The organism is Paenibacillus silviterrae (assembly GCF_030167925.1).
Lineage (GTDB): Bacteria > Bacillota > Bacilli > Paenibacillales > NBRC-103111 > Paenibacillus_G > Paenibacillus_G silviterrae.
Window position 1 is genome coordinate 4204549 of the sequence record NZ_JASKUT010000001.1, and the last position, 19672, is coordinate 4224220.

General features: G+C 51.1%; 17 protein-coding genes and 1 other RNA gene. 16 read left to right on the plus strand and 2 right to left on the minus strand.

The features are described 5' to 3' along the window. Nucleotides 1–33: 33 nt before the first annotated feature. The 12 genes from QMO62_RS19385 (at nucleotide 34) to ssrA (ending at nucleotide 13080) form a co-directional block, all read left to right on the plus strand. Nucleotides 34–1071, plus strand: a complete 1038-nt coding sequence (locus QMO62_RS19385; protein ID WP_284643429.1) for a sugar-binding transcriptional regulator — start codon at nucleotides 34–36, stop codon at nucleotides 1069–1071. A 55-nt stretch (nucleotides 1072–1126) separates the two neighbouring features. Then, entirely contained in the window at nucleotides 1127–2131 is a 1005-nt protein-coding gene (gap, locus tag QMO62_RS19390; RefSeq protein WP_284643430.1) for a type I glyceraldehyde-3-phosphate dehydrogenase, read from the plus strand. A 276-nt stretch (nucleotides 2132–2407) separates the two neighbouring features. Further along, on the plus strand, nucleotides 2408–3589 hold the full coding sequence (locus tag QMO62_RS19395) for a phosphoglycerate kinase (protein WP_284643431.1): 1182 nt from the start codon (nucleotides 2408–2410) through the stop codon (nucleotides 3587–3589). A 15-nt stretch (nucleotides 3590–3604) separates the two neighbouring features. Then, nucleotides 3605–4357 carry a triose-phosphate isomerase gene (gene tpiA, locus QMO62_RS19400; RefSeq protein WP_284643432.1) on the plus strand — a complete coding sequence of 251 codons (753 nt, stop codon included), beginning with the start codon at nucleotides 3605–3607 and terminating at the stop codon, nucleotides 4355–4357. 1 nt (nucleotide 4358) lies between these two features. Then, the gene (gpmI, locus tag QMO62_RS19405) at nucleotides 4359–5894 is read left to right on the plus strand and encodes a 2,3-bisphosphoglycerate-independent phosphoglycerate mutase (protein WP_284643433.1); all 1536 of its coding nucleotides are present in this window, start codon (nucleotides 4359–4361) and stop codon (nucleotides 5892–5894) included. A gap of 36 nt (nucleotides 5895–5930) precedes the next feature. Continuing rightward, on the plus strand, nucleotides 5931–7223 hold the full coding sequence (eno, locus tag QMO62_RS19410; RefSeq protein WP_284643434.1) for a phosphopyruvate hydratase: 1293 nt from the start codon (nucleotides 5931–5933) through the stop codon (nucleotides 7221–7223). 91 nt (nucleotides 7224–7314) lie between these two features. Further along, a complete protein-coding gene (locus tag QMO62_RS19415) occupies nucleotides 7315–8022 on the plus strand; it encodes a M50 family metallopeptidase (RefSeq protein WP_284643435.1) in 708 nt (235 codons plus the stop codon). A gap of 180 nt (nucleotides 8023–8202) precedes the next feature. Continuing rightward, complete coding sequence (gene secG, locus QMO62_RS19420) at nucleotides 8203–8442, plus strand: preprotein translocase subunit SecG (protein WP_284643436.1); 240 nt, start codon at nucleotides 8203–8205, stop codon at nucleotides 8440–8442. Between the two features lie 68 nt (nucleotides 8443–8510). Continuing rightward, the gene (locus QMO62_RS19425; protein WP_284643437.1) at nucleotides 8511–9314 is read left to right on the plus strand and encodes an alpha/beta hydrolase; all 804 of its coding nucleotides are present in this window, start codon (nucleotides 8511–8513) and stop codon (nucleotides 9312–9314) included. A 56-nt stretch (nucleotides 9315–9370) separates the two neighbouring features. Continuing rightward, on the plus strand, nucleotides 9371–11866 hold the full coding sequence (gene rnr, locus QMO62_RS19430) for a ribonuclease R (RefSeq protein WP_372516727.1): 2496 nt from the start codon (nucleotides 9371–9373) through the stop codon (nucleotides 11864–11866). A gap of 141 nt (nucleotides 11867–12007) precedes the next feature. After that, nucleotides 12008–12487, plus strand: a complete 480-nt coding sequence (gene smpB, locus QMO62_RS19435) for an SsrA-binding protein SmpB (protein ID WP_284643439.1) — start codon at nucleotides 12008–12010, stop codon at nucleotides 12485–12487. 231 nt (nucleotides 12488–12718) lie between these two features. Next, nucleotides 12719–13080, plus strand: a transfer-messenger RNA (tmRNA) gene (ssrA, locus tag QMO62_RS19440). Between the two features lie 18 nt (nucleotides 13081–13098). Here the strand turns inward: ssrA and QMO62_RS19445 are convergent. Next, the gene (locus tag QMO62_RS19445) at nucleotides 13099–13698 is read right to left on the minus strand and encodes a hypothetical protein (RefSeq protein WP_284644985.1); all 600 of its coding nucleotides are present in this window, start codon (nucleotides 13696–13698) and stop codon (nucleotides 13099–13101) included. A 675-nt stretch (nucleotides 13699–14373) separates the two neighbouring features. Between QMO62_RS19445 and QMO62_RS19450 the strand changes: the two genes are divergently transcribed. The 4 genes from QMO62_RS19450 (at nucleotide 14374) to QMO62_RS19465 (ending at nucleotide 15642) form a co-directional block, all read left to right on the plus strand. Continuing rightward, entirely contained in the window at nucleotides 14374–14547 is a 174-nt protein-coding gene (locus tag QMO62_RS19450; protein WP_284643442.1) for a hypothetical protein, read from the plus strand. A gap of 99 nt (nucleotides 14548–14646) precedes the next feature. Further along, complete coding sequence (locus QMO62_RS19455; protein ID WP_284643443.1) at nucleotides 14647–14889, plus strand: hypothetical protein; 243 nt, start codon at nucleotides 14647–14649, stop codon at nucleotides 14887–14889. A gap of 122 nt (nucleotides 14890–15011) precedes the next feature. Beyond that, the gene (locus tag QMO62_RS19460) at nucleotides 15012–15428 is read left to right on the plus strand and encodes a RelB antitoxin-like protein (protein WP_284643445.1); all 417 of its coding nucleotides are present in this window, start codon (nucleotides 15012–15014) and stop codon (nucleotides 15426–15428) included. Then, entirely contained in the window at nucleotides 15421–15642 is a 222-nt protein-coding gene (locus QMO62_RS19465; protein WP_284643447.1) for a type II toxin-antitoxin system HicA family toxin, read from the plus strand. Before QMO62_RS19460 ends, QMO62_RS19465 begins: the two co-directional genes overlap by 8 nt. A gap of 208 nt (nucleotides 15643–15850) precedes the next feature. On the opposite strand, the gene QMO62_RS19470 is transcribed toward QMO62_RS19465, so the two are convergent. Next, on the minus strand, nucleotides 15851–19456 hold the full coding sequence (locus QMO62_RS19470; RefSeq protein ID WP_284643449.1) for an S-layer homology domain-containing protein: 3606 nt from the start codon (nucleotides 19454–19456) through the stop codon (nucleotides 15851–15853). Nucleotides 19457–19672: the final 216 nt, after the last annotated feature.

Genomic DNA, 19672 nt, shown 5'->3' on the forward strand with positions numbered 1-19672 from the left:
AAAAGTGTCCAACAGAAGCGGCGGGAGTGTACCATGAGAGAAATCCTTGATATTCAGAAGCAGCTTCTGCCGGATTTGCTCGACACCATGAAGAAGCGGTATACCATACTGCAGCACATCATGATTTCCGGTACCGTAGGCCGAAGAACACTTGCCGTATCCTTGAATACGACGGAGCGGATTCTTCGCGGGGAAGTCGATTTCCTGAAGGAGCAAGGGCTGATCGAGATCGAAGCTTCCGGGATGCGCATCAGCTACAGCGGCAGACAGCTGCTGGAGAGCATCGAGCCGCTTGTGAAGGACCTGTTCGGGTTAACGGAGATGGAAGAGCGTATTCGTTCCCACTACGGACTGAAACAGGTTGTAATCGTACCCGGCGATTCGGATGTGTCACCGCACACGAAGAAGGAACTGGGGCGCGCAGGCGCGGCCGTGCTGCGTAAGCAAATGGCAAGCGATGAGGTCATCGCTGTCACGGGAGGCTCGACGCTGGCGGAGGTAGCTTATCATCTGACTGCGACGACGCCGCTGAAGGGCTGCTGGTTCGTTCCGGCGCGCGGCGGACTTGGCGAGAGTGTGGAGCTTCAGGCGAATACTATTGCTTCTACGATGGCTAAGAAGACCGGCGCTCGATATCGGCTGCTTCACGTACCCGATCATCTGGGCGAGGAAGCTTACCAGACGCTGATGCAGGATAATACGATTCTCGAGATTATCCAGTTCATTCGGAAGGCCCGCATCGTGATCCATGGGATCGGGGATGCTCTGGTCATGGCAAGGCGCAGGAAGGTCGATGAAGCTACGAAGGAAAGCTTGCAGCGGGATGGGGCATTGGCTGAGGCATTCGGGTATTATTTTGATCGTGACGGGAACATCCTACATAAGATGCCAACCGTCGGATTACGGATCGAGGATATCCAGCAGATGGATACGGTGATCGGCGTTGCAGGTGGGAAGAGTAAAGGCGAGGCGATTGCTTCGGTGCTGCTGCACGGCCATGAAGACATCCTCATCATTGATGAAGCGGCCGCCATGGAAATCGTGAAGCGAATCGACGGTTTGATATCATGACGGAGCCTAGCTCTGTCTTGACCATAAAAAAACAATTTTTTAGGAGGCCATACACATGGTAAAAGTAGGTATTAACGGATTTGGACGTATCGGACGTAACGTATTCCGCGCAGCTTTGAACAACCCTGAGGTTGAAATCGTTGCTATCAACGACCTGACGGATGTAAATACACTGGCACACCTGCTCAAATATGACACAACTCACGGCAAGTTGGACGCTACTGTAGAAGCTACAGAAGGCGCACTGATCGTTAACGGCAAAGCGGTTAAAGTATTTGCTGAGCGCAACCCTGAGAACCTGCCTTGGGGCGCTAACGGCGTTGAAATCGTAGTTGAATCCACTGGTATTTTCACTGCGAAAGAAAAAGCTGAGCTTCACCTGAAGGGCGGCGCGAAGAAGGTTATCATCTCCGCTCCTGCTACGAACGAAGACATCACCATCGTTATGGGTGTTAACGAAGACAAGTACGATGCAGCTTCTCACACAGTAATCTCCAACGCTTCCTGTACGACAAACTGTTTGGCGCCGTTCGCGAAAGTATTGAACGACAAGTTCGGTATCGTTAAAGGGATGATGACTACTGTTCACTCCTACACGAACGACCAATCCGTTCTTGACCTGCCGCACAAGGATCTTCGCCGTGCCCGCGCAGCTGCCGAGAACATCATTCCTTCCACTACAGGTGCTGCTAAGGCCGTTTCCTTGGTACTGCCTGAGCTGAAAGGCAAGCTGAACGGTATGGCTATGCGTGTTCCTACACCAAACGTTTCCGTTACCGACCTGGTTGTTGAACTGTCCCAGAACGTAACTGTAGATCAAATTAACGCTGCTTTGAAAGAAGCTGCTAACGGTCCTTTGAAAGGTATCTTGAACTACTCCGAAGAGCCGCTCGTATCCAGCGACTACAACGGTGACCCAGCTTCCTCCACAATCGATGCTCTGTCCACTATGGTTGTAGGCGACAACATGGTTAAAGTGGTTTCCTGGTACGACAACGAGTGGGGCTACTCCAACCGCGTAGTGGATCTGGCTAACTTCATCGCGAAAAAAGGTTTGTAAGAAGTTAAAAATTGTGGAAAAACGTAGGTTGTCCTAGGGTGTCCGCTGTCTGACGCGAAGGGGGTGTGCTTACGGTTGCTCCTTGAGTTCGGATTGTATGAATGAGATGGTATGGAAACAATCCGAACTCAAAGGCAACTCGCTGACGCTCTTCAGCACACCCCCGTTCGCTTCGCGCGAAATCCCCTAGGACAAAAACGTTTCTTCCACAATTTTTGTGTGTAAGTAGGAAAGGTCATATAGATACGGAAATTACGACCTCGGGAGGCGTGCGGGATGAACAAGAAAAGCGTACGGGATATCGAAGTTAGCGGCAAAAGAGTGTTTGTACGGGTAGATTTCAACGTACCGCTCGAAAACGGCCAAATTACGGACGATACACGGATTCGTGAAACATTGCCTACAGTAAAATACTTGGTAGAACGCGGCGCGAAGGTGATTCTGGCAAGCCATTTGGGCCGTCCGAAGGGCGAAGTGGTGGAAGAGCTTCGTTTGACTCCGGTAGCCGCCCGTTTGTCCGAATTGCTGGGCAAGCCGGTTGTGAAAGCAGACGAAGCGATCGGCGAAGCGGTAAAAGCAAAAGTTGCTGCATTGAACGATGGCGATGTATTACTGCTTGAGAACGTGCGTTTCTATGCCGGTGAAGAGAAGAATGATGCGGAGCTTGCGAAGGCATTCGCCGAGCTGGCTGATGTTTATGTAAACGATGCGTTCGGCGCAGCTCACCGTGCACACGCTTCTACAGAAGGCATCGCTCATTACTTGCCAGCCGTATCCGGCTTGCTGATGGAGAAGGAGCTGGAGGTACTCGGCAAAGCGCTGAACAACCCGGAGCGTCCGTTCACGGCGATCGTAGGCGGCTCCAAGGTAAAAGATAAAATCGGCGTTATCGAGAAGCTGATCGAGATTGCTGATAACATCATCATCGGGGGCGGGTTGTCCTACACCTTCTTCAAAGCGAAGGGCTACGAGATCGGTAAATCCTTGCTCGATAAGGACCGTCTTGAGCTGGTTCAAGAGTTCGAGCGTCGTGCTAAGGAAAAAGGCGTGAACTTCCTTCTGCCGGTGGACATCGTTGTTGGCGATGACTTCAGCAACAATGCGAATACGAAGGTTGTCCCTGTAGACAGCATCCCTGCAGACTGGGAAGGCTTCGATATCGGACCGGAAACTCGTAAAATTTATGCTGACGTTATCAAAAACTCCAAGCTTGTAGTTTGGAACGGACCGATGGGCGTATTCGAATTGACTCCGTACATGGAAGGAACAAAAGCCGTAGCGGAAGCTTGCGCGGAGACAGCCGGTTATACTGTAATCGGCGGCGGCGACTCTGCAGCGGCAGCGGAGAAGTTCCACCTGGCGGACAAGATGGACCACATCTCGACAGGCGGCGGCGCGTCCTTGGAATTCATGGAAGGCAAGCAGCTTCCAGGCGTAGTAGCCCTGAACGATAAATAAGGAGTGACAGGATCCATGCGGAAACCGATTATTGCGGGTAACTGGAAAATGTTCAAGACCGTTCAAGAATCCATTGCTTTCGTGAACGAGGTTAAGGGCAAAGCGGAAGTAGATGGCGTAGACAGCGTCATTTGCGCACCTTACACAAACCTCCCTGCCTTGGTTGAGGCGGTAAAAGGCACGAACCTGAAGGTCGGCGCACAAAACCTTCATTGGGAAGACAACGGCGCTTACACGGGCGAGATCAGCGGCGTCCAGCTGAAAGATCTCGGCGTTGATTATGTTATCATCGGACACTCGGAGCGTCGTGCATACTTTGCAGAGACAGACGAGACCGTTAACAAAAAAGTAATTGCTTCCTTCAAGCACGGTTTAATTCCTATCGTTTGCGTAGGCGAGAAGCTCGAAGAGCGTGAAGCCGGCCAAACGAAGGAAGTTTGCAAGGTGCAAACGGAAGCGGCTCTCCAAGGCTTGTCCGCTGAACAAGCGGCTCAAGTGGTCATTGCTTACGAGCCGATCTGGGCGATCGGTACGGGCAAGTCCTCTACGGCTGACGATGCAAACGAAGTGATCAGCTACATCCGTCAACTAGTAACAGGCCTATTCGGCCAGCAAGTGGCGGACCAAGTGCGCATTCAATACGGCGGCAGCGTGAAGCCGAACAATATTGCGGAATACATGCAAGCTTCCGATATCGACGGGGCACTCGTAGGCGGCGCCAGCTTGGAACCGGCCTCCTACATCGCACTTGTCGAGGGGGCGAAGTAAGATGAGCAGACCGAAACCGGTAGCGATAATCATTCTCGACGGCTTCGGGCTTCGCGGCGACGTACAGGGCAACGCGGTTGCCCAAGCGAAGAAGCCGAACTACGACCGGTACTGGGCGGAATTCCCTCATACGACGCTGACGGCGTGCGGTGAGGCGGTAGGGCTGCCCGAAGGTCAGATGGGGAACTCTGAGGTAGGTCACTTGAACATCGGCGCAGGCCGAATCGTGTATCAAGACCTGACTCGTATCTCCAAATCCATTCGTGAAGGTGAGTTCTTCGAGAATGAAACGATTCTCGGAGCCATTCGCCACGCGAAGAATAACGGCAAGAAGCTTCACCTGTACGGCTTACTGTCGGACGGCGGCGTTCACAGCCACATCGGGCACCTGTTTGCCTTGCTGGAGGCCTGCAAGAAGGAGCAGCTGGATGATGTTTACATCCATGCTTTCTTGGACGGCCGTGACGTAGCACCTGACAGCGCGAAGGGCTATATGGAGCAGCTTCAAGCGAAAATCGCAGAGCTGGGCGTAGGACACATTGCCACGGTGCAAGGCCGTTACTATGCGATGGACCGCGATAAGCGCTGGGAGCGTACGGAGAAGTCCTATCGTGCCATGGTGTACGGAGACGGACCGAAATACACGGATCCGATGAAGGCGATTGTAGAATCCTATGAGAAATCCGTATTTGACGAATTCGTTATGCCTACGGTCATCGTGAAGGAAGACGGCAGCCCTGTGGGCTTGGTGGAATCCCAAGACGCAGTAGTTTTCTTCAACTTCCGCCCGGACCGTGCGATTCAGCTGTCCCAAGTATTCACGAACAGCGATTTCCGCGGCTTCGATCGCGGCGATAAAGTGCCTTCTGAGCTGTATTATGTGTGCTTAACGCTGTTCAGCGAATCCGTTGACGGGTTTGTTGCGTATAAGCCTAAGAACCTGGATAACACGCTGGGCGAGGTACTGGTTCAGAACAATATGAAGCAGCTGCGTATTGCCGAGACGGAAAAGTACCCGCACGTAACGTTCTTCTTCAGCGGCGGTCGTGATGTCGAGCTTCCGGGCGAAACACGCATTCTGATCAATTCGCCGAAGGTTGCGACTTATGATCTGCAGCCGGAGATGAGCGCTTATGAAGTGGCTGCTGCAGCAGTAGCGGAGATTGAAGCGGAGCGTCAAGATGTGATCATCCTGAACTTTGCGAATCCGGACATGGTAGGTCACTCGGGTTTGCTTGAGCCAACCATTAAGGCGGTTGAAGCTACCGACGATTGTCTCGGCAAGGTGGTCGATGCGATTCTGGCCAAGGGCGGCGTGGCATTGATCACAGCGGACCACGGTAACGCGGATTTGGTTACGAATCCGGACGGGACCCGTAACACGGCGCATACGACAAACCCGGTGCCTTTTATTTTGACCAGCAAAAATGTTACACTAAGAAACGATGGCATTCTGGCGGATATTGCCCCTACGGTCCTTTCTCTGCTTGGCGTAAGCCAGCCGGAAGAAATGACAGGAAAGCCGCTATTCGGTTAAATTCATATCAAAAAAATGGGAGTGTGTATTGTAGTCATGACCACTATTTCTAACGTTTATGCACGCGAAGTATTGGATTCCCGCGGTAACCCGACTGTAGAAGTAGAAGTATACCTGGAGTCCGGCGCACGCGGCCGTGCGATCGTTCCTTCCGGTGCCTCCACAGGCGCATACGAAGCGGTAGAGCTTCGCGACGGCGACAAAGGCCGTTACCTCGGCAAAGGAGTTCTCAAGGCTGTTGAGAACGTGAATGAAATCATCGCTCCTGAGATCCTCGGCATGGACGCTTTGGATCAAGTCGGGATTGACAAGCGCATGATCGAGCTGGACGGCACACCTAACAAAGGCAAGCTGGGTGCTAACGCGATTCTGGCTGTATCCATGGCAGTTGCTCGCGCAGCGGCAGAAGCTCTGGATGTGCCTTTGTACGTATACCTCGGCGGATTCAACTCCAAGCAGCTTCCGGTTCCAATGATGAACATCATCAACGGCGGCGCGCATGCCGACAACAACGTTGACGTTCAAGAATTCATGGTTCTGCCTGTGGGCGCTCCTTCCTTTAAGGAAGCTCTTCGTACAGGTACGGAAATTTTCCACAGCCTGAAGAACGTATTGAAAGAAAAAGGCCTGAACACGGCCGTAGGCGACGAGGGCGGCTTCGCTCCTAACCTGGGCTCCAACGAAGAAGCGATTCAAACGATCATCACAGCAATCGAGCGCGCAGGCTACAAGCCGGGCGTAGACGTATTCCTGGGTATGGACGTTGCTTCCACTGAGTTCTTCAAGGACGGCAAGTACCACCTCGAAGGCGAAGGCAAGTCCTACACGTCCGCTGAGTGGGTAGACTTCCTGGCGGCTTGGGTAGATAAGTACCCGATCATCACTATCGAAGACGGCTGCTCCGAAGACGATTGGGATGGCTGGAAGCTTCTGACCGACCGTCTGGGCAGCAAGGTTCAGCTCGTTGGCGACGACCTGTTCGTTACTAACACAGAGCGTCTGTCCACTGGTATCGAGCAAGGCATCGGTAACTCCATCCTTGTTAAAGTCAACCAAATCGGTACGCTGACAGAAACCTTTGATGCGATCGAAATGGCACAGCGCGCAGGTTACACAGCTGTTATCTCCCACCGTTCCGGTGAGAGCGAAGACAGCACAATCGCTGACATCGCTGTGGCTACCAACGCAGGCCAAATCAAAACAGGTGCTCCTTCCCGTACGGACCGCGTAGCGAAGTACAACCAATTGCTCCGCATTGAAGATCAATTGGCTTCCGTTGCGAAATACCCAGGAAAGAAAGCATTCTACAACCTGAAGAATTTCAAGTAATTTCTTCGCATAGATATAAGCTTCAGGGCCCCTTATGGGGTTCTGGAGCTTTTTTCCCCTCATGCCATGTAGAAGGGTGGACGTATTGCGGATGAGCAATCTGATCAAAACCGTATTGTTTCTAATCCTATCTGCCTTTCTGACGCACCTGATCCCCTTCTCCGATGTGTTCCGCAACTTGGATACGATGATCCATGAGTTTGGCCATGCCGTGACTACCCTGGCACTGCAGGGAGAGGTTATGTACATAGAGCTGTATGCGAACCATAGCGGCGTGACGTATTCTCGCGTGATGGCGAATTGGAGCATGATTCCCATCTCCTTGTCGGGCTATATGATGGCTTCGCTGTTTGCGTTGTTCTTATTCCATGTCCGAGCAAAAGGAAAAGAAAAGCTGGGTCTGCAGCTCATGACACTGATTGCTGTCTTGGCTTTGGTGCTGTTCATCCGCAATGAATTCGGCATCATATGGACCGTTGGCTTTATAGCGTTAAATACGGTCATGCTGGCTTTCGTACCCCGTTGGCTGAGGGATATCTATTACCTTCTGCTGGCGTTCTTAACACTGGAGGAATCGGTGTTCGGGCCGTTCTCGCTGATCTTGTATGCGCTGGAGGACCCGTCTAAGGCGGGGGACGCAACGAATCTTAGTATGGTGACTCCGTTGCCGCCCGTGGTGTGGGGAACGATCTTTACTGTGTTCGCTCTCATGTGTGCGGGGAAGGCAATACGAATCTTCCTGGGGGGCAAAAAGCCCCGTCGTGCCAAGATGCTCTCCGGTCCGGGCTATGGGGAATAGTAAGGATTTGTCATGACTCTCTTCCTATGTTATAATAGACATGCTGTCTTTTCTGGGCTTGACCCGGCATGTTGATGCTAAACGTTACAAATGTAACTTACTTCGTATCAACCTTGGTAAATGGCAGACATTCCGGTAGGAATGCAGCATTTATCCTTGGTTCTCGCAGGAGGTGGAATAATGGAATTAGCGTTGAAAATCATACTGGTTGTGGTTTCTCTCGGTCTGATCGCGGCGGTACTGCTGCAGCAGGGGAAAAGCGCGGGTCTTTCCGGTGCCATCTCCGGAGGTGCGGAGCATTTGTTCGGGAAGCAGAAGGCGCGCGGCTTGGAGCTGTTTTTGTCTCGCTTAACGATGGGTCTGGCGATCGTGTTCTTTCTTTTGACGATTGTTGTGGCATTCTTTGTTAGATCTGCATAAACATAAACGCAAGCAGCAGGGGAAAGCTATACCTGCTGTTTTTTTTTATGCTGGCAGGTGGACAGGCTATGGAACGGATATACAAGACAACGGAGCCTTTTATGCTGGAGGGATCGGGCAAGAGGGCGGATACGCATCTTCTTATGATTCACGGCTTTACGGGATCTCCTTCGGAATTTCGCCGGCTCGGCTATTACTTGAATGATTTGGGCTATACTGTACATGGAGTACTTCTTCCCGGGCATGGGACAACACCAGAGGAAATGATCCGCACCGGGTGGAAGGATTGGTCCGGGCATGTAACGAAGGTCTACGACGCTATGAAGGAGCAAGGGGCGAAACAGATCGTGGCGCTAGGACATTCCATGGGCGGCCTGCTGGCTCTAAGGCTTTCGATGGAACGGCAGCTGGATGCGGTGGTTTCCTTGGCTGCGCCGATTTTCCTCATGAGCAAGAAGACCATCTTCGCGGTGCTGCTGCAGTATGTTATTAAATACATTGAAAAAAAACCTACCGTAGCTGCACATATTATAGAAGAGGCTTGTACATACAGCAAAACCCCAGTGCCGTGCGTGGTGGATTTGCGCAAGCTGCTTAAGATGGTGAAATCTGGGTTAAATAAAGTAAAGGCGCCTATCTTCGTAGGACAAGGAGAGTTGGACGGGCTCGTGCATCCCAAAAGCGCGGGCTATATTTATCAGCACGTATCCTCACCCGTCAGACAGGTTGCGTACTATCCGCTTACCTCCCATGCTATTCTGTTGGATGAGGAGCGGGAGCAGGTGTATGAGGATGTGTATCGATTCCTTGCCCATGTGGAGAATAACGGGACAAATGGAACAAGCGCTGACGGGTGTATTGACATAAGATAAAGAGAACAGGGCAGGTGAAGCTGATGAACGTAACAAAACAAGAATTAGTGGATTTTATGAAGGAGACGGCTTATAAGCCGATGACGTACAGCGAACTGGAGAAGCAGTTCGGTATTGAGAGCGCCGAGGAGTTTAAAGCCTTCTTGAAGCTTCTGAACGAGCTGGAATCGGAAGGACTTATCATGCGCACGCGCAATGACCGTTACGGTGTGCCGGAGCGGATGAATTTGATTCGCGGAAGACTGCAAGCGCATGCCAAGGGTTTTGGGTTTCTGATTCCGGAGGACCGCGACCACCCGGATGTGTACATTCATGCGAACGACATGAATACGGCCATGAATGGAGATACCATTCTCGTTCGTGTGACGTCCAAGAGCCCGGCAGGAGGCCGGCTGGAGGGTGAAGTGGTTCGTGTGGTCAGCCGGGGAAATACGCAGATCGTAGGGCTTTTCTCCTCGCAAGGTGAATATGCTTTCGTGATTCCGGATGACAAGCGGGTGGTTCGGGATATTTTCGTCCCGAAGGATTCGTTCCACGGCGCCATGGACGGCCATAAGGTCGTTGTGAAGATCGTTAACTATCCGGAAGGACGCGCGGCGGCAGAAGGAGAGGTTATCGAAATTCTGGGTCACAAGAACGACCCCGGCGTCGACATTCTTTCTGTCATTCGCAGGCATCAGCTGCCGGAAGGCTTCCCGGACGAAGTGATGGAGGAAGCGACGGCGGTGCCGGATACGATCACCGAAGAAGATCTCGTAGGACGACGGGACCTGCGTCATAAGCGAATTGTCACCATCGACGGTGAAGATGCGAAGGACTTGGATGACGCGGTTAATGTAGAGCTTCTGCCGAACGGAAACCTTCTGCTGGGCGTTCACATTGCGGATGTAGGTTATTATGTCAAGGAAGACTCGGCACTCGATCAAGAGGCGTATGCCCGCGGCTGTTCGGTGTACCTGGTGGACCGGGTCATTCCGATGCTGCCGCACCGGTTGTCGAACGGGATTTGTTCTTTGAATCCACGTGTGGACCGTCTAACAATGTCCTGCGAAATGGAATTCGACGCGGATGCGAATGTGGTTCGGCATGATGTGTTTGCCAGTGTGATCAAGACGAGTGAACGGATGACCTATAAAAATGTACGCTTGCTGCTGAACGAGCCGGATGAGCATCCGGAGCTCGTGGAGCGTTACGCTTACCTGATGGACGACTTCAAGCTGATGGAAGAGCTTGCGATGCGTCTGCGCCGGAAGCGGATGAAACGGGGCGCGATTGATTTTGACTTCCAGGAGTCGAAGATTCTGGTGGATGAGAACGGCAAGCCGACGGATATCGTAAAGCGGGATCGGACGGTGGCGGAGCAGATTATTGAGGAATTCATGCTGGCGGCCAATGAAACGGTGGCGGAGCATTTCCACTGGATGAAGGTTCCGTTCCTGTACCGTGTCCATGACGATCCGGATGCGGAGAAGCTGCAGCACTTTATGGAGTTCATTACGAACTTCGGGTACGTGGTGCGCGGCAAGGGTAACACGGTGCATCCTCGTGCGCTGCAGTCCTTATTGGAAGAAATCAAAGGGACGAAGGAAGAAACGGTCATTAGCACCGTGATGCTGCGTTCCATGAAGCAGGCGAAATACGATTCGCAGAGTCTGGGTCACTACGGCTTGGCTGCGGAGTATTACTCTCATTTCACCTCGCCGATCCGTCGTTATCCGGACTTGGTCATTCACCGCGTTATGCGTGAGGTGATTGAATCGGGGACGCTGAGTGAGGCAAGGCATGAATATTTGGCGTCGAGGATGGACGATATCGCCAAGCAATCTTCGGAGCGGGAGCGTGTCGCCGTCGATGCGGAGCGTGAGGTTGAGGCGCTGAAGAAGGCCGAGTTCATGATGGATAAGGTCGGACAGGAGTTTGACGGCATCATCAGCAGCGTGACGGGTTTCGGGATGTTCGTGGAGCTGGATAATACCGTGGAAGGACTCATTCGTCTGAGCGATCTGACGGACGACTATTACCACTTCCACGACGCCCAGCATGCTCTGATCGGGGAACGCAGCTCGAAGATTTATCGCCTCGGCGATGAAGTGAAGGTGCGTGTAGCCCGGGTGAGCATGGAGGAGAAGACCATCGATTTTGAGATGGTCGATATGAAGCCGCGGAAGACCAAGGTGAGCCTGGTCGACGCGCTGAAGGCCGTCCGCAAGGATAAGCGGGGCGGACGTGAAGGCGAGCGCGGGGCCGCTGCGGCGGGCCGTGGCGCTGGAGGTGCTGCACGCGGCGGTCGCGGCGGTCGCGGTGGCGGTTCGGCTGCCGGCGGGGGCAGCCGGGGTGGTCGCGCCGGAGCCCCTGCGGGGCGTGGCGCGCGTGGTGCAGGCGGCTCAGCAGCTGGCACGGCTGGTGAGCCGGTAGCGGCAGGCGCCCGCGGCAAGGGCCCGGGCGCAGCGAAGGCGCGTGCGCTGGACGCGTCGCGCGAGGGGGTTGGCGCCGCCGGCGGCGGTGGCGGCGGCGGGAAGCCGCGGAAGCGCAAGCGCGTAGCGAAGCGCTGACGCTAGGGCGGCAGCTCTATCCGGTACAGCCCCCGTGGGGCTGGGTCGGCGGGGTTGCCGCTTGCTTTTGCCGGGCGGATTCTGGTACAATTATCTCCATCCCTAGTAGGGTTAGCGCTTGGGGAAGGAGTGAACGCGCGGATGAGCAAGAAGGCAGACGGCAAGGTGCTGGCGCAGAACAAGAAGGCGTCGCATGATTATTTTATCGAAGATACGTATGAATGCGGCTTGGTGCTGACAGGTACCGAGATCAAGTCTTTGCGGGCGGGCAAGGCCAACATCGGCGATGCGTTCGCAACCATTCGCAATGGCGAAGCGTTCATTCACAACATGCATATCAGTCCCTTTGAGCAAGGCAATCGCCACAACCCTACGGACCCGACGCGTACGCGGAAGCTGCTGATGAAGAAGGGCGAGATTAATAAGCTGCTGGGTCAATCGAAGCAAGAGGGCTACACCATAGTGCCGCTGAAGGTATATGTGCGCAATGGCTACGCTAAGCTGTTGGTAGGGCTAGGTAAGGGTAAGAAGCAGTACGACAAGCGTGAATCCGCGGCGAAGAAGGACGCGCAGCGCGATATTCAGCGGGCCCTGCGGGAGAAGCAGAAGATCGCAAGATAACCCATTTCGGGATCGGACTCCCAGTATTGTCATCCGGTTGGAGGATTGCCCAGCATCTGAGGATTTCTTTTTGCCGGAGCTGTGCTATAATAAGTCTTGTAGTTGCTAGTAGTTATGCTTCTTGCATCAAGATTTATGTTTGGGATAAACTTCTGTTGATAACTTTTTTTGTATATGATGATCGGCTGTCCGGACTCCTTGGCAGGAGACGGATGGCCGACTACTTAATGCGGGGACGTTCTTGGATTCGACGGGGATAGTTCGAGCATGAGTAGCGGGTAGTGGGGACGCGTCCGCTTTATCAACGCTACAGCCAATTAACTGGCAACCAACGTACAACTTTAGCAGCAGCTTAATAACCTGTGTGCTAAGCTTCTACCGTCCATCGCCCATGTGGCCGGATAGGGGCTCAACCTTAGTGGGATACGCTGTCTCATCTCCGCCTGCGGTGAGCTGAAGAAGACAATCAGGCTGACCCAAAGGATAGCCGGTTACGGGGCGATTCTAGGGTGACATCAAAACTGTGGCTACACCCGTAGAAGCTTATGTGGCGTTATCTTCGGACAGGGGTTCGACTCCCCTCGTCTCCATAAAGCAAAGAGGCACTGACCTTAATGGTCGGTGCCTCTTTCATTACCATTATTGATTTGCGCCTTCTCTTGAATAGCTGCATTTATCCACAGATCGAATTCATTCTTTTCCATAGGGTGTTCGAAACGCGATTGAATGTATTCCATGTCTAAATCTTCGAAATACATAAGCAGCATGCGGTATCCCCACTCACGGGACTCGCCTGATTTCCAATGAACAGCGGCTCGCAGTCGGTCTAAGATAATATCTTCGATCCCGATTACATAGACTGCTTTATCAGCAACAGTAAGCTCCGTTACTTTATTATAGTCCCCAGCCAAATAATTAGACGGTATCTCTACAGAGACTCCTAGCTTTGCATGGGTCCAGTTTTTCCCTAATTTTGTAAAACCTAAAGAACCAAGTACCTCTCCAGCCAGGTCATACCCATCCATAACAAAATCAATGTCTTGGGTGGCATAACCATTTAAAGTATAGATTTCTACTGAGAGACCTCCAACAATAATAGGTCGAATGCCTTGAGGGAGAAGTAGCTCTGTAATGATTGCGGCAGTGTGAAGCATCTTCTCAAATTTCGTTTTATCTTGAAGCTGTTCAAGGGCTTCTCTAGCTTCTTGCATATTGGTCAATCCGTAGCACCCTCTTTGCTTTATCATAAACAATGGTGCCTGAACGGAGGCCTTCTCGGAGAGTAGTCCGAGCGAGATAGTTTAAAGCTTTGGTCTCATCTTCCGACCTAGGGCGATTACGGGATAAGGACCATCCCTGTTCCTTTGTCTTTTCTCGGAATTTAGCTACTGCCAAGTTTACATCTGGGTTGCTATTTATGAGTTTATTTTGAATATCTTGAAGTGATAGCTTCCGCATGCGATCCCTCCTTAGAGCCCTATACTAACCATTATATACGACCCTCGAAGGTTTAACCATCGGGTGGTTACGGGGCAATCCTAACGAAAAACACATATCAATTATCTGATCTTTAGTTGTAACTTGGAACACCTTCTTCTTGTCCTCTTCACCACCCGACAGGGGTAGGTGTTTCTAATTAAGCCAGTTCTGATGTAAAATTATCAAATGGACTTTACCATATTTCATTTGCGCGACTTGAGGACTCGAATATGCTAGGGCTGGCTTGTCGTTAGATAATAATAATGAACATCATCAATCGTTATTGAAAGAGTTGACTAGAGAGTAAGGGGTGACCAATAAACTTCAGGCCACCTCCCCAAACAACCTCAGCATCACACGTGGGCGAAATGTGGATTTGCACAGCCACGCCTCGGCTCCATAAAGACATGAAAAAACACCATCCGATGAGATGGTGTTTTCTTCATGCCTTCTTTAACAGAACGTTTCTGGAGTGCCTAATTGATATTTGGGCTCTATGGCTGATTGATGAATACCGTGTATTCGATGGGACGGACCCTCGATTCAGCCTGCCTAACGGCAGCAATTACCTCTACGAATAACTGGAGTTCCTTGAGGAGAAGATTTACATAATGCAGCATTAAATCTATCTTTCTTGTGAATAATAGAATAGAAATACATAGAAGTTGTTTAAAGTGCAAATGGAAATATTGCGTAAGCAGGATTGGGAAAGCGAAGATGAAGGTGACGAAATGATAACTTACTTTGTTAAAATTATTATTTCGGCATGTAACGAGGTCATTTCCTGTTCTAATTGTAAACAATCTTATCATATAAGACATTGCAAAAATCCAAGGGAAGGCAGTGATCAAGTGGATCATGCCATTGAAATAAGTTGTAAAAGTTCTGGAGATTTTTTAACGTTGGCTGAAGGTCGAGGATGAATTCGAAGCAGTAAGGCGATAAAAGCATGAAACGAACAGGAACAGAATAAAGATATATACATAACGTACACTATGTACACAATAAAGTTATTTCTATATAATGGAGGTGAGGAGGGGTGTTTATGCAAACAATAATCAATGCTACTGAGGTTAGAGCAAATTTTGGAGGATTTATAGATACAATTGTTAGAGAGAAGCCCCTAGCAGTAAAACGAAATAGAGATACTATTATGGCATTTTCTAAACAGCAGATGAAAGAATTGCTTTCCGTATATGAACTAACGTTTGAATACGACCAAGATGAAGATGGTATTTATGCGGGATCCATTGAGCAAATTGAGGATATCGTTGCAGAGGGTAGGACCCTTGAAGAACTCAAACTTGAGTTGGCAAGACAGCTAATTGAGTATGCAATTGATTATGAGAACAATTATGCGCGGTACTATAACACCCCTAATCGACATAAACATGCTCCGTATGTATTACGTGTGTTATTAGAAGATGATATTGAGTCAGTTATACGTATGTTCCATGCCTAGTTGGAGTGACTTGGACAATTTTTTGAAACGAGACGGATGGATATTGGTGAGGCAGAATGGTAGGGACAAAATTTATGAAAAGACTCTACCTAATGGAGAAGTACTAAGGACTGCTGTGTCGAAAGGAACGGGAGAAATCAGTAAAGGATTATTCAGCAGAATTCTAAAACAACAGCTTCGAGTTGACAAGGAGTACTTCAATTCGAAAAAATAAGTGTTAAGGGCGATCCTAAGGTGACATCAAAACTGTGGCTTCACCCACCGCGAAGCGCAGCTAAAGGGGTTATCTTCGGACAGGGGTTCGATTCTCCGCGTCTCCATAGGGTTTATGTAGAGCACTAATGAGGTGCTCTTTTTCATTACCAAAAAAGAGCCGCCCCAAAGCAGATTTGCTTGCTCGGGACAGCCCTTCCGGAAAAGCTTTATTGATTAATCAACTTCGCAGCCTGCAGGAAGCGGCGTACAAGAGCTGCTGTTTCCGCACGAGTCAGAGTAGCTTCAAGATCAAGCTTGTCGCCTCGACCGTTCATAAGGTTAAGACTGATGGCAGCGGCGACGTTCGTCTGCGCCCAGCTTGCTACATCGCTGCCGTCCGCAAAAGCGGACAACAGGCGGTCGACCTCATCGGAAGACAATTCCGATTTCAATTTCGCAATAGCCGCCGCGCGGGACAATACAGCCGTTGCTTCTTGCCGGCTAATGTTTTGATCCGGACGGAACGTCCCATTTTCATAACCGTCGATCAGCTTGTAATTGACTGCGGCCTGCACTGCTCCTGCGTACCAGCTGTTTGCCGAGACATCGGTAAAGGTGCCTGCATACGGCGCGCCTTGAATGCCAAGACCGCGAGTGACGATTGCCGCGAATTCCGCTCTCGTAATCGGCGCGTTTGGACGGAACTCCGTTGACGATACGCCCTGGATGATCAGACGGGAGGTCATGTCATTCACATCGGCATTCGCCCAGTGACCCTTCACATCGTTCATTTCACGAGGGTTATAAATGACGGAATACGTGCTGTTGGTCAAGCTGTTAATGAGCGCATACGGTTTACCGTTTTGCTGCACGACGATGGTCGGTACGTGGAACAGTTCACCGTTAGCCGACAGGACAACACCTGTCGTTATGTTTTGCGAATTGACCCCATCAGGAAGGGCGATCATCCGTCCGACGTAGCTGTTGAATTGATTCGCTTGTACTGTTTGCGAACCGTAGGAAGCGGAAATTTCAAAGTCGACCGGTTGCACGACAACCTCGAATTGATTGCGCTGCGCAGCCGTTTGTACCTGTGCCGCTTTGTCACCGGACGTTTCGGAGATTTGAATACGAACGGTAATGTCCTCAAGCTTCACGCCGGCGCCAACCTGCGCGGAAATGCTATCGATATTGATTTGTGACGCCGGCAGCGTGTAAGTAGCCTTTTCGGTTACGATCTGAATCTGTGCTTGATTCGATTCCATCGCCTTAACCAAGCTACCGTTCAGTTGGCCGACAACAATCTGGCTATCTCCGCTTAATGGAATGGTCAGAAGCTTGTTGTTTTCCTGCTTGAGCTTGTCGATTACTTTCTGGCTATCCAGCACAACGGTTGCGACTGTTCGTCCGTTCATCGTATCTTGCTGAACGGTTGCCAGTTGGTCCTGCTTCACTCCATCGACAATGACTTCAACACCCGGTTTCGAGTTATTGTTCGTGCCCGAGGGGCTGCCTGAGATGACGCCCGGGCTACCTGGAGATGAATCCGAAGAGGATTCTTCAACCGTTACGGTCACTTTAGCTTGTTTGCCTCCGAATTCAGCAGTAATGATCGTTTGCCCGCTTGAAACAGCGGTCACTAGACCCGTATTGTTTACCGTAGCGACAGCCGCATTGCTCGAAGAATACGAAACTCCTGAGGAAACCGCAGAAGTGGTCTGGTCGGAGTATATTGCAGTCACTACCGTTTGATGCGTAGTGCCTGTACTAAGCGAATAGTTAACGCTGTCCAGAGCAAGACTTGACAATGTTACAGGCGGCTTAAAGTAAGCTGTATACGTACTATTGCTCGTTACAATAATAGATGCCAATTGAGCGTCAGTAAGCAGTGTCGTTCCTCCATCGTTGCTCCAGCCAAGGAAGGTATAGCCCGGATCTGGAGTTGCTGTCGGCACGGAAGCCGGGGAGTGACCACTGTAAACATTTTCGCTGCCCGAACCGTTGATACTGCCGCCTGTTGCTGCCTGGTAGGAGACCGTGTACGAAGGAATTGCCTTCCAAACGGCATACAGCGTTACGCTTTGCGTCATGTTGATGGTGCCACCTGCTGTATGAGAGGCTTCCGTTGCGTTAGGCGCCGTGCCCCAGCCATCAAACACATAACCCGCTTTCACGAGATTGCCTGTATTGCCAAGCACCGTTGCTGTTTGGCCCTGAGTGTACTCATTCGCGTCAACCGGCATACTTCCGCCTGTATTGCCGTTGCCGTTATAGGTGACCGTCATCAGAGGCTTCCAAACGGCATACAGCGTTACGCTTTGCGTCATGTTGATTGTATCGCCTGCTGCATAAGTGGCCTCCGTCACGTTAGGCGAGGTGCTCCAGCCTTCAAACACATAACCCGCTTTCACGAGATTGCCTGTATTGCCAAGCACCGTTGCTGTTTGGCCCTGAGTGTACTCATTCGCGTCAACCGGCATACTTCCGCCTGTATTGCCGTTACCGTTATAGGTGACCGTCATCAGAGGCTTCCAAACGGCATACAGCGTTACGCTTTGCGTCATGTTGATGGTATCGCCTGCTGCATAAGTGGCCTCCGTCACGTTAGGCGAGGTGCTCCAGCCCCCAAATACATGACCTGTTTTCACCAGATTGCCTGTATTGCCATATACAGTAGCGACAACGTTCGGCCCGTACCCGGCCGTGTCGTTCGGAACCGTTCCGCCCGTATTGCCGCTGCCGTTATAAATGACAGACGCCATCAGCTTGGTGATGTTGCCGAGACCTAAATTCGTGGCGTACAAATAACCGGAGCTGTCTGCGGCGACATCGTAACTCATGCTGGAGGTTAGAGTCATGGCAGGAACCTCTTTCCAATCGTTGGTGCCCCCATTATATTTCAGCTTCATGGCTTTACTGATGCCGATACTCATCGTATATAAGTTATCGAATTTATCGACATGGATGCCGTAAGCAATGAACGGCATGGCTCCTGCGGGAGATGTCGGGGCAATGTTCGTCCAAGTGGTTTCCCCGAAAGGAAGCTTAAATATTTTCGTGTTGTTATTGACATTCGTATTCGTTAAGTCACTGACGAAAACATTGCCTTCGCCGTCAACCGCAATATCGACAGGGTAAACGAACGGCGACGGATTACCCGAAATGTTGACCCACGATGTGCCTCCCGCAGGCAGCTTAATTATATGCGGCGTTGCCATGGAATCGGTGTTAAGTTTGCCGTCAACCGCATACACGTTGCCATACTTATCGACCGCCACGCCGTAGGCGTAATTCATAGATTGACCGTAAGTAATGTTTTCCCAGAAATTGGTACCGTAAGGCAGCTTTAAAATCCTGGCGGTATTGGGGCCTGCAGAATTGCTTGTGGACTTGCTGTTATCGGCTACGTAAACATTTCCGTGTTGGTCCACCGCGATGCCTATGGGGAAGATCACGGCAGCATTGTAGGTAATATCGGTGACCGTTTGGCCGTCGCTTGATATTTTCTCCACTTTACCGCTCGAGCCTAACGTGCCGCCAAACTTGGTCACATAGATCGTATTGTTGTCATCCATGTCCATAAAAAAGGGGATGGTATAATTACCCATGACCGGTGGTTGGCCTGGTGCCATTAACGGAGCCGTATGGTTCATCCAGGTCAACGGACCCGTATAAGCCGGGGATACCTCCGGAAGCGGGGTATAGGGAGTCGGTTCCGCATAAGCGCTGCGGCTGCCTGCGGCAAATGGCATCAGCGAAGCCATGATCATAAGAAAGCTCATCAGCATAGCAACCGCTCTAGTTTTCACCGAATTGCGTAGTTTTGTTGACATTCTCTTCTCTCCTCGTAAGTTCGATAACCTCACAGCATTTCAAGTCTTGCTCTGTCTCCGATATGTCCTCCCCTCGTACTAGATATCCTGTGAAAATCGTTATGTAGTTTAGGCCTTAAGAAGTATAATAGCAGTGAGAATAGTAAAGTAACAGTAAATAATTCTTGAATTTCGGCAAAAATACTTCAATTTCGACATGCTTCACATGAGCGGTTG